Origin of the sequence: Dokdonella sp. (assembly GCF_019634845.1) — a bacterium.
Classification (GTDB): domain Bacteria; phylum Pseudomonadota; class Gammaproteobacteria; order Xanthomonadales; family Rhodanobacteraceae; genus Dokdonella_A.
This window is the reverse complement of sequence record NZ_JAHCAQ010000002.1, coordinates 186351-201211: the sequence shown is the minus strand read 5'-3', so window position 1 is coordinate 201211 and position 14861 is coordinate 186351. Positions and strand designations below refer to the sequence as shown.

Here is a 14861-nt window from a genome sequence, read left to right as displayed (position 1 = left end):
GTCGGCGGCCGCGCGCGCCGGGCAGGATGCGGACGGCCGCTACCGGCGCCGCGCGGTGCGAGGCGAACTGACGTGCCGACGATCGGGATCCTCGGTGGTGGCCAACTCGCACGCATGCTGGCGCTGGCGGGTGCGCCGCTGGGCCTGCGGTTCCTCGTCGTCGACAGCGCGGCCGACGCCTGCGCCGGTCAGGTCGCGCCGCTGGTGCAGGCCGACTGGTGCGATTTCGATGCGCTGGCCGGATTCGCGCAGCGCATCGACGTGGCCACTTTCGACTTCGAGAACGTGCCAGCCGATACCGCGCGCTGGTTGAGCGAGCGCACGCGCGTGTTTCCGAACCCGCGCGCACTGGCCACCTCGCAGGACCGCCTCGCCGAAAAGACGCTGTTCCAGCGCATCGGGCTGGCAACGCCGCCGTTTGCGGTGGTCGACAGCCGCGACGATCTGCAGCGGGCAGTCGCGCAGGTGGGTCTGCCGGCCATCCTCAAGACGCGACGGCTCGGCTACGACGGCAAGGGCCAGTACCGGCTGCGCCTGCCCGGCGACGTCGATGCGGCGTGGCAGGCGCTCGGCGGCGCACCGGCGATCCTCGAAGCCTTCGTGCCGTTCGAGCGCGAGTTGTCGGTGGTCGCCGTGCGTGGCCGCGACGGCGAGCTGCGGGCCTATCCGCTGACCCGCAACTGGCACACCGACGGGATCCTGTCGGCGAGCCTTGCGCCGGCGCCAGGCAGCCAGGCGCTGCTGCCCGTCGCGCTCGCCCACGCGCGGCGGCTGGCCGAGGAACTCGACTACGTCGGCACCTTCGCGCTCGAACTGTTCGTGCGTGACGGCCAGTTGCTCGGCAACGAAATGGCGCCGCGCGTGCACAACTCGGGGCACTGGACGATCGAAGGGGCCGCTGCCAGCCAATTCGAGAACCACGTGCGCGCGGTCTGCGGCCTGCCGCTTGGCGACACCGCTGCGCTCGGGCTGTCGGTGATGCTCAACTGGATTGGCGAATTGCCGCCGGCGCAGGCCGTGCTGGCCGAACCGCGTGCGCATTGGCACGACTACGGCAAGAGTCCGCGTGCGGGACGCAAGGTCGGCCACGCCACGTTGCGCGCCGACAGTGCGCCCGAGATGATCGAGCGGCTCACGCGCGTGGGCCGCGCGCTTGGCCGCGAGGCCCAGGTCGCGCCCGTGATCGAGGCGTTGCAGGCCGACGCCAGCGCCTGACCAGAACCCGGCCGCCAGCCTTGGCGGCGGCCAGGCGCGGGTTCACGCCATCTGGCTTGCTGCGAACTCCCAGTTCACGAGTTGCCAGAACGCCTCGAGGTACTTGGGGCGCGCGTTGCGATAGTCGATGTAGTAGGCGTGCTCCCACACATCGCAGGTCAGCAGTGGGCGGTCGCTGCCAGTGATCGGGGTGCCCGCATTGGAAGTGCTGACCAGCGCCAGGCCGCCATCGGCGCGCTGCACGAGCCAGCCCCAGCCCGAGCCGAACGTCCCCACGCAGGTCTTGGTGAATTCTTCCTTGAACTGGGCGAAGCTGCCGAAGGCCTTGTTGATCGCCTCGGCCAGCGCCCCGCCGGGTTCGCCGCCACCATTGGGCTTGAGGCAGTTCCAGTAGAAGCTGTGGTTCCACACTTGGGCCGCATTGTTGAACATGCCGCCGGTGGCCTTGCGGATGATGTCCTCGAGCGCGAGGTTCTCGAACTCGGTGCCCTTGATCTGGTTGTTGAGGTTGGTGACGTAGGCCTGGTGGTGCTTGCCGTAGTGGTAGTCGATCGTCTCCGCCGAGATGTGCGGAGCGAGTGCGTCGCGCGCCCATGGCAGCGCGGGCAGTTCGATGGCCATGAGGGACTCCTTGCCGGTGATGGGATCTTGCAGTCTAGGCAGTCGCGGCGCGCCGGATCAAGCAAGGAGCGCAGTGCTACACTTGCGGCTTTGTGCGTGCATGCAATCACAGGCTACCCATGGACGTCATCCAACGCATCACCGACACCCTCGCCGCGCATCCGATCGTGCTGTTCATGAAGGGAACGCCCGAGTTCCCGATGTGCGGGTTTTCCAGCCGCACGGTGCAGGCGCTCGATGCCGTGGGCGCGCACTACCATGCGGTCAACGTGCTCGAAGACCCGGAGATCCGTGCCACGCTGCCGCGCCATTCCAACTGGCCGACCTTTCCGCAACTGTTCGTCAACGGCGAACTGATCGGTGGCTGTGACATCACGCTCGACCTGTATCAGTCGGGCGAACTGGCCCGTCTCGTGCAGGACACGCGCAAGGACTGACATGCTGGCGTCGATCCGACTCGAGCGGGCCGCGCGCACGCCGGCCGCGGCGTCCTTGCACGAGCGCGTGGTGCTCGTCACCGGCGCCAGCGGCGGCCTTGGCCGGGCCACGGCGTTGGCTGCGGCGCAGGCGGGTGCGAGCGTGATCCTGCTCGGCCGCAAGCCGCGCGCGCTGGAGCGCGTGTACGACGAGATCGAAGCGCAAGGGTGGCCCGCCCCGGCGCTGTATCCACTCGATCTGGAAGGCGCCACGCCGCGCGACTACGAGGACCTGGCCGCCACGGTCGAGCGCGAGTTCGGTCGCCTCGATGGCATCGCCCATTGCGCCGCGCATTTCAACACGCTGCAGCCGTTCGGCCAGATCGAGCCGCTGGAGTGGGCGCGCGCGCAGCATGTCAACGTGACCGCGCCATTGTGGCTCACCCAGGCCTGCCAGCCGTTGCTGGAGCGCGCCGCCGACGCGGCCGTCGTGTTCGTGGTCGATGATCTGCGACGCATGGGTCGCGCTTACTGGGGCGCCTACGGGGTGGCCAAGCATGCGCTGCTGGGTCTGGCGTCGATCATCCACGAGGAAACCGAGAGCTCGCGCCTGCGCAGCCATCTGCTGCTGCCGATGCCGATGCGCACGGCGTTGCGCCGCGCCGCCTACTACGGTGAGGACACGGCCATGCTGCCCGAGCCCGACGAGGCCGGTGCGGCGCTGGCGTGGCTGCTCGGCGCGGCCGGCATCGCCGCGCGCGGGCGCTTGCTGGATCTGCGCCCGCAGGCGTGAAATGGGCCGCGGCCGCGGGCGGCGGCAACGGCCATGCGGGTGCGGGCGTCGCCAGCGGAAGCAGCCAACGGCCTGGAGGGGCCTGATCCATGGAAAGCTCGATGAGCACCGTGTCGGCGGGGATCCTGCTGTTCCTCATCATGGATCCGCTCGGCAACATCCCGTTGTTCCTGTCGCTGCTGCGCAACGTCGCACCCGAGCGGCGCCGGTTCGTGCTCGCGCGCGAGCTGCTGATCGCGCTGGTCGTGCTGTTCGCGTTCCTGTTCGGCGGGCAATACCTGCTGCACCTGCTGCAGCTCAAGCAGGAGTCGGTCGGCATCGCCGGCGGCATCGTGCTGTTCCTGATCGGCGTGCGCATGATCTTTCCGCCCAAGAGCGGCGGCATCTTCGGTGACGTGCAGGGCGAGCCGTTCATCGTGCCGATGGCGATTCCCGGTGTTGCCGGGCCGTCGGCAATGGCCGCCGTCATGCTGCTGGCCAACAGTCATCCCGGTCGCACGGCCGCCTGGAGCGTGGCGCTGTTCCTGGCCTGGCTGGCCACGGCGATCATCCTGTTGTCGGCGACCTACCTGTTCCGCTGGCTCGGCCACAGCGTGCTGACCGCGCTGGAACGACTCATGGGCATGCTGCTGGTCGCGCTGTCGGTGCAGATGTTCCTCGACGGGGTGGTGTCCTACGTGCGCATCGCCGTCGCCAGCTGAGGGCCTGCGTCTCCGATGCCGTCCCGTGGCTGCGGCGCCGGGCGCGGGGCCGTGGGCGGCGACAATCATCGCAAGTGATTGTTTCCATGGCACAAAGGAACCTTTTTTGGTTGCCGTTCCGGTCGGGTCATGGCGCTTGCGCGGCGCGCCGCCCGGTCGCCGACGCGCGGTGTTACAAATCCGTAATGGAACCCTGTTAAACTGCCGTTAGCGTAGCCCTGCGCATGCCCGGAGGGGTTGCTGGGGCCGCGCGGATCAACGACGTATTCCATGCATGGCGGCGCCTCACGATGGCGCAGCCGCGGTGCTGCTTTTTTCGTCTGGCATTTTTGGGGGTAACACCATGAAATCGCAATTCCGCCTGCGACTGCTGCCGCTGGTGATCGGTTCGCTGCTGGCCGTCTCCACCGCCTATGCGCAACAGACTTCGTCGGCCCTGAGTGGTCGCGTCGTCGATGCGGCTGGCAAGCCTGTTGCAGGCGCCACCGTCGAGATCATCCATGTGCCGACGGGTACGTCGCGCACGGTCGTCACCGATGCCGATGGTCGCTATGCCGCGCAGGGTCTGCGCGTGGGCGGTCCGTTCGAGGTCAAGGCGTCGGGTGATCATGGCGAGGCCGCCGACCAGGGCGACGTGTACCTCAAGCTGGCCGAAGAATCCACGCTCAACCTCGTGGTCGGCGCGGGTGGTACCCAGCAACTCGAGAGCATCGTGGTGACGGGCGTCGCCCCGGGCTCGACCTTCCAGGCCGACAACAAGGGCGTCAGCACCAACCTGTCGCAGCGCGCGCTGCAGGCTCTGCCGCAGCCGGACCGCTCGATCCAGAACATCGTGCGCGCCGATCCGCGCATCGTCGTCACCGACCGCGATCGCGGCGCGTTCTCGGCGATGGGCCAGAACTTCCGCTACAACTCGATCACGGTCGACACCATCAACGCGGGCGACCCCTTCGGCCTCAACGACAACGGCCTGCCGACCAAGGGTTCGCCGATCTCGCCTGATGCGATCGAGGAATACAACATCTCGACCGCCAACTACGACGTGAGCACGCGTCGCGGCGCCGGCGCCGTCGTCAACGCGGTCACCAAGAGCGGCACCAACGAATTCCACGGTTCGGCTTACTACTCATACACCAATGCCAAGGACCTGACCGGCGAGAATGCGGCGGGCAATGACTGGACCGGCTGGACCAGCAAGTACACGGCCGGTGCCACCCTCGGTGGCCCGATCATCAAGGACACGCTGTTCTTCTTCCTGTCGTACGAGGAGAGCAAGAACAAGGCGCCGGGTTCGGTGTGGGGGCCGGAAGGTTCGGGCGCGACCAATACCGTGCGCGGCCTGACCCAGCAGCAGGTCGACCAGATCACGAGCATCGCGGCAGGTTATGGCATCAATGCCGGCGGCATCCAGGCCTCGAACGTCGATCTGGTCAGCAAGCGCCTGCTCGGCAAGATCGACTGGAACATCAACGAGTCGCATCGCCTGAGCTTCCGTGCCAGCCGCACCAAGGAAGACGAGCCAATCATCGTGGCGGGTTCGTCCACGCGTCTGAACCTGTCGAGCAACTGGTACCTGTTCCACAAGACCAATGATTCGGCGGCGTTGACGCTGTTCGACGATTGGTCGAGCACGTTCTCGACCGAGGCGTCGATCGGTTACAACAAGTTCGACCAGGTGCGCGGGCCGCTCAATGGCCAGGCTGCCCCTGAAATCATCGTGCGCACGACCGGTACCGATTCGGGTACCAGCGTCGTGCTCGGCAGCGAGTATTCGAGCCAGGCCAACGTGCTCGGCGTGAAGACCTGGAACGCCTACTTCGCCGGCAACTGGTTCCTTGGCGACCACACGGTCAAGGCCGGCCTCGACTACCAGAAGGACAGCTACTACAACCTGTTCCTGCAGCGCTATTACGGCCAGTACGAGTTCAACTCGATCGACGATTTCGCCAGTGGCACCTACCGTCGCTATCGCCTGGCCGACCCGGCGCCGGGCTACTCGCTCGGCAACGTCGCCGCGGTCTACGACCTCAAGCAGTACGGCCTGTTCCTGCAGGACACCTGGCAGGCCACCGACCGCCTGTCGCTGATGTTCGGCCTGCGCTATGACATGCCGCACATGACGCCGGCACCGACCTTCAATCCCTGCGTCGCGCAGGCGTCGGGGACGACCGGCAACTTCGGCGTGTGCGGCCTGCAGGCCTCGACCAGCAATCCGAACGCGGCGTCGGGCGGTTACGGCATCAAGAACACCGACCGCATCACCGGTGGCGTGCTGCAGCCGCGCGTCTCGTTCAACTACGCATTCGACACCGAGCGGCTGACCCAGCTGCGCGGCGGCATTGGCGTGTTCATCTCCAACACGCCGGGCGTGTGGATGGCCAACCCGTACTCCAACAATGGCGTGGCGGTGGCTCAGTATGACGTCAATCGCCTGCGCACGCCGACCGATCCTGAGTTCAGCCCCGATCCCAACCACCAGAACATTCCGGGTGGCACGCTCACCACGCCGGGCTTGGGTCGTTCGCAGATGGGCGTCGACCTCGTCGACAAGCATTTCCAGTTGCCGACCGTCACCAAGATCACGCTCGGCTTCGATCGCGAACTGCCGTGGTGGGGCCTGATCGGTACCGCCGAGTATCAGCGCCTCAACGTCAACAAGGCCGTGCAGTACCAGAACCTCAATCTTGGTGCGCCGACCGGTACCCTTCCCGATGGTCGTTTCAGCTACGCCAAGGATCCCTACGCGGCGCCAGGCAGCAGCAACACCGCGCGCTGGAACGCCAATCCGTCGTTTGGCAGCGTGATCTACCTGACCAATACCGACAAGGGCAGTTCCGAAGCGCTGACGCTGTCGGTCAAGAAGCCGTTCGCCGACAACTGGTTCGGCATGCTGGGCTTCACCGCGAGCCGCGCCACCGAGGTCAATCCGGGTACCTCGAGCGTCGCGTTCTCGAGCTACCAGAATCGTGCGATGTTCAACCCCAATGACGCGGAAGTGTCGACCTCCAACTACTCGGTGCCGCGTCGCGTGATTGCCTCGCTGAGCTGGCAGCACAAGTTCTTCGGTGACTACAGCACCCAGATCAGCACGTTCTTCGACGGTCACTCGGGCACGCCCTACAGCTGGGTGTTCGGCAATGACATGAACGGCGACTCGCTGGGCGGACGTGATCTGGCGTACATTCCGCGTGGCCTCGACGACGTCATGTTCACGGGCAACTCGACGGCGGAACAGCGTCAGCAGTTCATGGACTACATCAACAACGACAACTACCTGAGCCAGTACAAGGGCCGCGTGTTCAAGCGCAACGGTGCGCGCGCGCCGTGGATCAACCAGATCGACCTGACCTTCCGGCAGGAGATCCCGGGCATCTTCCCCAGTGGCGCCAAGGGTGAGTTGCGCTTCGACATCTTCAACCTCGGCAACCTCATCAACGACAAGTGGGGCGTGGAACGCCGGGCGAGCTTCCCGCTCACGCGCAACCTCGCCAACTTTGCGGGTGTCGATCCGGCCACCGGTCGCTACATCTACAACATCGACCAGCAGATCAGTGGCGGCAACTACTCGCCGTCGGCGCTACCGGTCAACGAGTCGTTCAATCCGTCGCAGCGCTGGTCGGTATTGGTGACCCTGCGTTACACGTTCTGATCGGGTCGCGAGTGGACTGCAAACGGCCGGCCCTGTGCCGGCCGTTTGCTTTTCCGCCACAATGACGGGCTCGCCGTGCGAACGGCACCGCCTGGTGGCGCGCCGCGAGCGGCGACCGACAAGGCTTTGCCCAGGAGTATCCATGCAAGATTCCACCCGCGCCGCCACCGTCAGTGCGCGCATCACCCCCGCCGTCGGGCTCGACATCCTCTCGCGCCAGGAAGTGGCGCGCCTGCGCGACGCCGGCGCCGGCGGCCTGCATTCGCTGCTGCGCCGCTGCGCGCTGGCGGTATTGACCCAGGGTTCGGCCAGCGACGACGCGCGCGCGATGCTCGAGCGGTTCCCGGACTTCGACATCCAGATCCTGCAGCGCGACCGCGGCGTCAAGCTGGAGCTCACCAACGCGCCGGCCGAGGCCTTCGTCGACGGCCGCATCATCACCGGCGTCAACGAGCTGCTGTTTGCAGTGGTGCGCGACATCCTCTACGTCGCCACCCAGATCGACGCCGGCACCTTCGATCTGGACGATCCGCACGGCATCACCCACGCGGTATTCGAGATCCTGCGCAACGCGCGCGTGCTGCGCGCCAATGTCGATCCCAACCTCGTGGTGTGCTGGGGCGGCCATTCGATCAGCCGCGACGAATACGAATACACCAAGAAGGTCGGCTATGAGCTGGGCCTGCGTGCATTCGACATCTGCACCGGCTGCGGCCCGGGCGCGATGAAGGGGCCGATGAAGGGGGCGACGATCGCCCATGCCAAGCAGCGGCGTCGCCAAAACCGCTACATCGGCATCACCGAGCCCGGCATCATCGCCGCCGAGTCGCCCAATCCGATCGTCAACAACCTCATCATCATGCCCGACATCGAGAAACGGCTCGAGGCGTTCGTGCGGCTCGGGCACGCCATCATCGTGTTCCCGGGCGGCGTCGGCACGGCCGAGGAGATCCTCTACCTGCTCGGCATCCTCATGCATCCGGCCAACGCCGAGCTGCCGTTTCCGCTCATTTTCACCGGGCCACGCGAATCAGCCGCGTATTTCGAGCAGATCGACCGCTTCCTGCGTCTGGCGCTCGGCGACGCGGCCGCGCGGCACTACTCGATCGTGGTCGACGACCCGCGTGAAGTGGCACATATCGCGCGCAAGGGCGTCGATCGTGTACGCACGTTCCGGCTCGACAACCAGGACGCGTTCTTCTTCAATTGGGCGCTGCACATCGATGGCGCGTTCCAGACTCCGTTCCGGCCCACCCACGAGGCGATGGCGGCACTCAACCTGCATCGCGCGCAGGAACCGCACCGGCTTGCCGCCGACCTGCGGCGCGCGTTCTCGGGCATCGTGGCCGGCAACGTCAAGGAGGAGGGCATCCGTGCGATCGAGCAGCGCGGCTCATTCGTCATCCATGGCGACGGCGACATCATGCGCGCGCTCGATGCGATGCTCGCGAGTTTCGTCGAGCAGGACCGCATGAAACTGCCGGGCGGCACACGCTACGTGCCCTGTTACCGCGTCGAGGCCGGTTGAGGCGCCGGCGGCAACGAAAAAGGCCTGCATCGCTGCAGGCCTTTGCGTATCTGGCGCCCGAAGTTGGACTCGAACCAACGACCCCCTGATTAACAGTCAAGTGCTCTAACCGGCTGAGCTATTCGGGCGGGCCGCGTATTGTCTTTGCCGCATCCGGTGGCGTCAAGCGTTGCGGTGCAGCAGGCCCGGCCGGCCGCGGTCGTGGCGGTGGCCGCGTCAGCCGGCGGCGGCGAGGCACTGCGCAAGGCTGCCCGCGCTCGGCGTGCCGTCGCGCAGGCGGCCGCTGGCTGCGAGCACGAGCGTGCGCGCACCTCGCGCGCCGCTGCTGCGGTCGCAGATCGTGAGGGTCACGTTGCTGCCGTGTGCGCTGCCGTCGGGTCGGTAGTCGATGCGCAGTCGAGCGCTGCTGCCGACCACGGCGACCCCGGCCGCAAGCTGCTGGCCGATCGTCAGACGCTGTTCGTCGGCGCCGGCCTCGCGGTCGTGGTCGGCATCGACGAAGACCAGCCAGCCGCGCTGCCACTGCGCATCGTCGCTGCAGAGGACGCCATCGGCGCTCGGGCAGACCACCACATGGACGCCACGCGACACCGCGGCAAGGCGCGCGCTGTTGAGCGCAGTGGCCAGTTCGCTGCGTGTGGTGCGGGTGCGCGTGGCGCCGGTCAGGTCGCTGAACGAGGGTAGGGCGACGCCGGCGAGGATGGCGAGGATGGCGAGCACGCTGAGCAGTTCCACGAGCGTGAAGCCGCGACGGGGGCGAGTGGGCGCTGGCATGGCAGACTCCGGCTGCGAGGGGGTCGGCACATGCTCGGCCCGCGTCGGTCGCGCGGCGATGGCCGCCTGCCGCGGCCTGCTGTAGGAAATCGGCCCGCGACCGTGCGCGAAGTGGCTGCTTGCATGGGCGCCGGTGGTCCATACTTGGCCAGCATGCACAACGATGACTCCCGCGAGCGCTTCCAGCTCGTCGCGCCGTATCGCCCGGCCGGCGACCAACCGGCCGCGATCGAGGCCTTGGTAGGTGGCTTCGAGGCTGGCCTGGCCCAGCAGACGCTGCTCGGCGTGACCGGGTCGGGCAAGACCTACACGATCGCCAACGTGATCGAGCGCGTGCAGAAGCCGACCATCGTGATGGCGCCGAACAAGACGCTGGCCGCCCAGCTCTACGGCGAGTTCAAGGCCTTCTTCCCGCACAACGCCGTCGAGTACTTCGTCAGCTACTACGACTACTACCAGCCCGAGGCCTACGTGCCATCGAGCGACACCTATATCGAGAAGGACTCCTCGATCAACGACCACATCGAGCAGATGCGACTGGCGGCGACCAAGGCGCTGCTGTCGCGCCGCGATGCACTGATCGTCGCTTCGGTGTCGGCGATCTACGGCCTGGGCGATCCCGAGGACTACCTGCAGATGCGGCTCATCCTCGCCCGCGGCGAGCACACCGATCAGCGCGCGCTGTTGCGCCACCTGACCGAGCTGCAATATGTGCGCAACGACGTCGAGTTGCGCCGCGGCAGCTATCGCGTGCGCGGCGAGGTCATCGACGTGTTCCCGGCCGAATCGGAAACCGAGGCGCTGCGCATCGAGCTGTTCGACGGCGAGATCGAGAACCTGTCGCTGTTCGATCCGCTGACCGGCGCGCTGCTGCGCAAGGTTCCGCGCCATGTGGTCTATCCCAAGACCCACTACGCGACCACGCGCCAGGCCACGCTCAACGCGATCGAGACGATCAAGCTGGAGCTCAAGGACCGGCTCGACCAGTTGTACAGGGCCAACAAGCTCGTCGAGGCGCAACGGCTCGAGCAGCGCACGCGCTTCGATCTGGAGATGATGGCCGAGGTCGGTTATTGCAGCGGCATCGAGAACTACTCGCGCCACCTCACGCGCCGCCAGCCGGGCGAGCCGCCGCCGACCCTGTTCGACTACCTGCCGCCCGATGCGCTGCTGGTGGTCGACGAATCGCACGTGACGATTCCGCAGATCGGTGCGATGTACAAGGGCGATCGCTCGCGCAAGGAGACGCTGGTCGAATTCGGCTTTCGACTGCCCTCGGCACTCGACAACCGGCCGCTCAAGTTTCCCGAGTGGGAGGAGCGCACGCCGCGCGCGATCTACGTGTCGGCCACGCCCGGCCCCTATGAGCTGGACAAGTCGCAAGGCAGCATCGTCGAGCTCGTCGTGCGGCCGACTGGTTTGGTCGATCCACGGGTCGAGGTGCGGCCGGCCCGCACCCAGGTCGACGACCTGCTCGGCGAGGCCAATGCGCGCATCGCGCAGGGGGATCGCGTGCTCGTCACCACGCTGACCAAGCGCATGGCCGAGAACCTCACCGAGTACCTCGACGAACACGGCGTGCGCGTGCGTTATCTGCATTCGGACATCGACACGGTCGAGCGCGTCGAGATCATCCGCGACCTGCGGCTCGGCAAGTTCGACGTCCTGGTCGGCATCAACCTGCTGCGCGAGGGCCTCGACATGCCCGAGGTGTCGCTGGTGGCGGTGCTCGATGCCGACAAGGAAGGCTTCCTGCGCTCGACCGGCTCGCTGATCCAGACCATCGGTCGCGCCGCGCGCAACCTGCGCGGCACCGCGATCCTGTATGGCGACAGCGTGACGCGCTCGATGCAGGCGGCGATCGACGAGACCGAGCGCCGCCGCGGCAGGCAGCTGCAATACAACGCGGCGCATGGCATCACGCCGCGATCGGTCGAGCGCCGCATCACCGACATCATGGAGGGCGCGCGCGCCGACGGCGTGCAGTCGCGGCGCGTGGGCCGCGGCGCGGCGCGCAAGGTGGCCGAGCCGGCCGCCGACTATGCGTTGCTCACGCCCGAGCAGGTCGCAGCGAAGCTGCGCGAGCTCGAAGCGCGGATGTACCGTCACGCACGCGACCTCGAGTTCGAGGACGCCGCGCGGCTGCGCGACGAGATCCACGCGATCCGCGAGCAGGGACTGATTGGTTCGGCTTGATATCGGCCGATGTTGCCGGCGGTTGTCGCTGCGCTGGGGCTGTGCTACCTTGCGCGACCCTCGCCGGGCATCCCTCGGCGTTGCGGGCGCGTAGCTCAGCGGTAGAGCACTACCTTGACATGGTAGGGGTCACAGGTTCGATCCCTGTCGCGCCCACCAATCCAAGCCGTCCCACGCGCCACCTCGACGGTGGCGTTCGTGTATCTGCGCGGCATGGCTGGCGCGGACTGCTTCGCCGGCAGCCGCGCCCGCGCCATGCGTCGTCGCAGCACGGCGGCAAGCGGCGCGCCGCCGTGGCATGCACCGCGCCAAGCGCGGCATGGGCCGATACGCACCAAAGTTTGCAATCGGCACGTGCCGCGACCACGCCAGATCGGTGATGCTCGCGGCGATGCGCAATGGTCCCGCGCGATCGCGTTGCGAGTGAGGATGGTGATGCCAAGGCGGACGCAAGGTTGGTTGATGGTCGTCGTCACGGCTGGTATCGCGGCGTGCGGACTGCGCCCGGTGCTGGCGCAGGAAGTGGCCGAAATCAGCGTCGAGCGCTCGGACTGGCCATTGCGCAGCATCAAGGCCGATCCGCGCGCCGCGGCGGCGGCGGGCGTGGTGGAGCTGTGTGGCAGCCGCGCGCTCGACTGGGGCGCGCCCGCACCTGCGCCACAGGATCGCGTGGCCGCGAACCGGGACGGTCCAGCCGGCGGGCCGCTGTGCCTGAGCTGATGTCGCGGCTCGCCCCGAGCCCGACTGCACCCCCGGGCCTGGCGATGACGTGCCGAGGAATACGGTGGCGGACGCTGGCAGCGCGCGGGTGCAACGGCGTTGACAGTGACGGCAGTCTGCTCTAGCGTGCGTGACCATTCGTTGATCGCTGTGAGGTGGCCCGCGGGTAACCGCCGGTCGAGTGTGCGACATGGATACGCGAACTGCCCACGATTGAACCCGCGCGACGGCACTTGGTGGAACCCAGGCGCCTTGGCGCCTTTTTTGTTGCCCTGATCCAGGCCTGGGCCACACCCGTGCCAGGCAATGCGATCGATTGTTGGAACGCTCCCCATGATCACGATCACCCTTCCCGACGGCAGCCAGCGACAGTTCGAGCAGCCACCCACGATCGCCGCCATTGCTGCCTCGATCGGCGCCGGCCTGGCCAAGGCCGCGCTGGCCGGCAAGATCGACGGCCGACTGGTCGACACCAGCCGCGTGGTCGAGCATGACGCCGCCGTCGAGATCGTCACCGAGAAGTCGGCCGAGGCACTCGAGGTCATCCGCCACTCGACCGCGCACCTGCTCGCGCAGGCCGTGCAGCGGTTGCATCCGGGCACCCAGGTCACGATCGGACCGGTGATCGAGGATGGCTTCTTCTACGACTTCGCGCCCAAGGGCGAGCCGTTCAAGCCCGAGGATCTGCCGGCCATCGAGGCGGAGATGCGCAAGATCGCGCAGGAAGCATTGCCGCTGTCACGCCAGCTCAAGTCGCGTGACGAGGCCGTGGCGTTTTTCCGTGGCATTGGCGAGGACTACAAGGCCGAGATCATCGAGTCGATCCCGGCCAACGAGGACCTGTCGCTGTACACGCAGGGCGAATTCACCGACCTGTGCCGCGGTCCGCACGTGCCCGACACGGGGCGGCTCAAGGCATTCAAGCTCATGAAGACGGCCGGTGCCTATTGGCGCGGCGATTCCAACAACGCGATGCTGAGCCGCATCTACGGCACGGCCTGGCTCAACGACAAGGATCTCAAGGCCTACCTCACGCGCATCGAGGAAGCCGAAAAGCGCGACCACCGCAAGCTCGGCAAGCAGCTCGACCTGTTCCACATGCAGGAGGAAGCGCCGGGCATGGCGTTCTGGCACCCGAAGGGGTGGGCGCTGTGGCAGCAGGTGGAGCAGTACATGCGGCGCGTGTACGTCGCTTCGGGCTATGCCGAGGTCCGCTGCCCGGCCATTCTCGACGTGTCGTTGTGGAAGAAGTCGGGCCACTGGGACAACTACAAGGACAACATGTTCTTCACCGAGTCCGAGAAGCGGACCTACGCGGTGAAGCCGATGAACTGCCCCGGTCATATCCAGATCTTCAAGTCGGACCTGCGCAGCTACCGTGACCTGCCGATCCGCATCGGCGAGTTCGGCGGTTGCACGCGCAACGAGCCTTCGGGGGCGCTGCACGGCCTGCTGCGCGTGCGCAGCTTCACCCAGGACGATGGCCACGTGTTCTGCACCGAGGACCAGATCGAAGCCGAGGTCGTGGCGTTCCACGAGCAGGCGCTCAAGGTGTATGCCGATTTCGGTTTCGAGGACGTCGAGCTCATGCTCGCGCTGCGCCCGACGCCGCGGCTGGGCGACGATGCGATCTGGGACAAGGCCGAGGATGCGCTGCGTGCCGCGTTGCGCAAGGCCGGTGCGCAGTGGACCGAGCTGCCCGGCGAGGGCGCGTTCTACGGGCCCAAGATCGAATACCACCTGCGCGATGCGATCGGCCGCGACTGGCAGCTGGGCACGATGCAGGTCGATTTCTCGATGCCGGGCCGGCTCGGCGCCGAGTACGTGGGCGAGGATTCGGCGCGCCACACGCCGGTCATGCTGCACCGCGCGATCGTCGGTTCGATGGAGCGCTTCCTTGGCATCCTCATCGAGCACCATTCTGGTGCATTTCCGCCCTGGCTGGCGCCGGTGCAGGCCGTGGTCATGAACATCACCGATGCGCAGGCCGGCTTTGCCCGCGAGGCGACGCAAGCCCTTGTCGCGCAAGGATTCCGCGTCGAGGCCGATTTGCGCAACGAGAAGATCGGCTATAAAATCCGCGAACACACGCTGGCCAAGGTGCCGTATCTGCTGGTCGTGGGCGACCGCGAGCGGGATGCGGGCGCCGTCGCCGTGCGTACGCGCGCGGGCGAAGATCTCGGGTCGATGCCGATCGCCGACTTCGCGCAGCGTCTGAAGTCCGAAACGCGCCTGGCCTGAGGCCGGC

The 14861-nt window shown here is 67.0% G+C and carries 11 protein-coding genes and 2 tRNA genes; 10 read left to right on the top strand and 3 right to left on the bottom strand.

Annotation, left to right across the window (positions count from 1 at the left end; translation table 11 throughout):
- Nucleotides 1–72 precede the first annotated feature (72 nt).
- Nucleotides 73–1215, top strand: coding sequence for a 5-(carboxyamino)imidazole ribonucleotide synthase (locus tag KF903_RS02395; RefSeq protein WP_291210532.1), 1143 nt, complete (start codon nt 73–75; stop codon nt 1213–1215).
- Between the two features lie 42 nt (nt 1216–1257).
- On the opposite strand, the gene sodB is transcribed toward KF903_RS02395, so the two are convergent.
- Complete coding sequence (gene sodB / locus KF903_RS02390; protein WP_291210529.1) at nt 1258–1836, bottom strand: superoxide dismutase [Fe]; 579 nt, start codon at nt 1834–1836, stop codon at nt 1258–1260.
- Between the two features lie 119 nt (nt 1837–1955).
- On the opposite strand from sodB, the gene grxD reads away from it, so the two are divergent.
- The 5 genes from grxD to ppnN all read left to right on the top strand — a co-directional run bounded on the left by grxD (nt 1956) and on the right by ppnN (nt 8923).
- Nucleotides 1956–2273, top strand: a complete 318-nt coding sequence (grxD, locus tag KF903_RS02385; protein ID WP_291210527.1) for a Grx4 family monothiol glutaredoxin — start codon at nt 1956–1958, stop codon at nt 2271–2273.
- A 1-nt stretch (nt 2274) separates the two neighbouring features.
- A complete protein-coding gene (locus KF903_RS02380) occupies nt 2275–3045 on the top strand; it encodes an SDR family NAD(P)-dependent oxidoreductase (protein WP_291210524.1) in 771 nt (256 codons plus the stop codon).
- Nucleotides 3046–3134: 89 nt separating this feature from the next.
- A complete protein-coding gene (locus KF903_RS02375) occupies nt 3135–3746 on the top strand; it encodes a YhgN family NAAT transporter (protein ID WP_291210522.1) in 612 nt (203 codons plus the stop codon).
- A 343-nt stretch (nt 3747–4089) separates the two neighbouring features.
- Entirely contained in the window at nt 4090–7395 is a 3306-nt protein-coding gene (locus tag KF903_RS02370; protein WP_291210519.1) for a TonB-dependent receptor, read from the top strand.
- 142 nt (nt 7396–7537) lie between these two features.
- Nucleotides 7538–8923: a nucleotide 5'-monophosphate nucleosidase PpnN gene (gene ppnN / locus KF903_RS02365; protein ID WP_291210516.1), complete on the top strand. Its 1386-nt coding sequence runs from the start codon at nt 7538–7540 to the stop codon at nt 8921–8923.
- A 51-nt stretch (nt 8924–8974) separates the two neighbouring features.
- Here ppnN and KF903_RS02360 read toward each other — a convergent pair.
- Together KF903_RS02360 and KF903_RS02355 are read right to left on the bottom strand one after the other, a co-directional pair.
- Nucleotides 8975–9051, bottom strand: a tRNA-Asn gene (locus KF903_RS02360).
- An 88-nt stretch (nt 9052–9139) separates the two neighbouring features.
- The gene (locus KF903_RS02355) at nt 9140–9697 is read right to left on the bottom strand and encodes a GspH/FimT family pseudopilin (RefSeq protein ID WP_291210513.1); all 558 of its coding nucleotides are present in this window, start codon (nt 9695–9697) and stop codon (nt 9140–9142) included.
- Between the two features lie 153 nt (nt 9698–9850).
- Between KF903_RS02355 and uvrB the strand changes: the two genes are divergently transcribed.
- The 4 genes from uvrB (at nt 9851) to thrS (ending at nt 14854) form a co-directional block, all read left to right on the top strand.
- Complete coding sequence (uvrB, locus tag KF903_RS02350; protein WP_291210510.1) at nt 9851–11893, top strand: excinuclease ABC subunit UvrB; 2043 nt, start codon at nt 9851–9853, stop codon at nt 11891–11893.
- An 84-nt stretch (nt 11894–11977) separates the two neighbouring features.
- Nucleotides 11978–12052: transfer RNA gene (locus tag KF903_RS02345), tRNA-Val, on the top strand.
- A gap of 39 nt (nt 12053–12091) precedes the next feature.
- Nucleotides 12092–12613 carry a hypothetical protein gene (locus tag KF903_RS02340; protein ID WP_291210508.1) on the top strand — a complete coding sequence of 174 codons (522 nt, stop codon included), beginning with the start codon at nt 12092–12094 and terminating at the stop codon, nt 12611–12613.
- A gap of 333 nt (nt 12614–12946) precedes the next feature.
- Nucleotides 12947–14854 carry a threonine--tRNA ligase gene (gene thrS, locus KF903_RS02335; protein ID WP_291210505.1) on the top strand — a complete coding sequence of 636 codons (1908 nt, stop codon included), beginning with the start codon at nt 12947–12949 and terminating at the stop codon, nt 14852–14854.
- Nucleotides 14855–14861: the final 7 nt, after the last annotated feature.

What these genes read in the sequence shown, in the direction of transcription:
- sodB (WP_291210529.1), bottom strand. Translation starts at nt 1,836, where the DNA reads ATGGCCATCGAACTGCCCGCGCTGCCATGGGCGCGCGACGCACTCGCT.
- grxD (WP_291210527.1), top strand. Translation starts at nt 1,956, where the DNA reads ATGGACGTCATCCAACGCATCACCGACACCCTCGCCGCGCATCCGATC.
- KF903_RS02380 (WP_291210524.1), top strand. Translation starts at nt 2,275, where the DNA reads ATGCTGGCGTCGATCCGACTCGAGCGGGCCGCGCGCACGCCGGCCGCG.
- KF903_RS02375 (WP_291210522.1), top strand. Translation starts at nt 3,135, where the DNA reads ATGGAAAGCTCGATGAGCACCGTGTCGGCGGGGATCCTGCTGTTCCTC.
- KF903_RS02370 (WP_291210519.1), top strand. Translation starts at nt 4,090, where the DNA reads ATGAAATCGCAATTCCGCCTGCGACTGCTGCCGCTGGTGATCGGTTCG.
- ppnN (WP_291210516.1), top strand. Translation starts at nt 7,538, where the DNA reads ATGCAAGATTCCACCCGCGCCGCCACCGTCAGTGCGCGCATCACCCCC.
- KF903_RS02355 (WP_291210513.1), bottom strand. Translation starts at nt 9,697, where the DNA reads ATGCCAGCGCCCACTCGCCCCCGTCGCGGCTTCACGCTCGTGGAACTG.
- uvrB (WP_291210510.1), top strand. Translation starts at nt 9,851, where the DNA reads ATGCACAACGATGACTCCCGCGAGCGCTTCCAGCTCGTCGCGCCGTAT.
- thrS (WP_291210505.1), top strand. Translation starts at nt 12,947, where the DNA reads ATGATCACGATCACCCTTCCCGACGGCAGCCAGCGACAGTTCGAGCAG.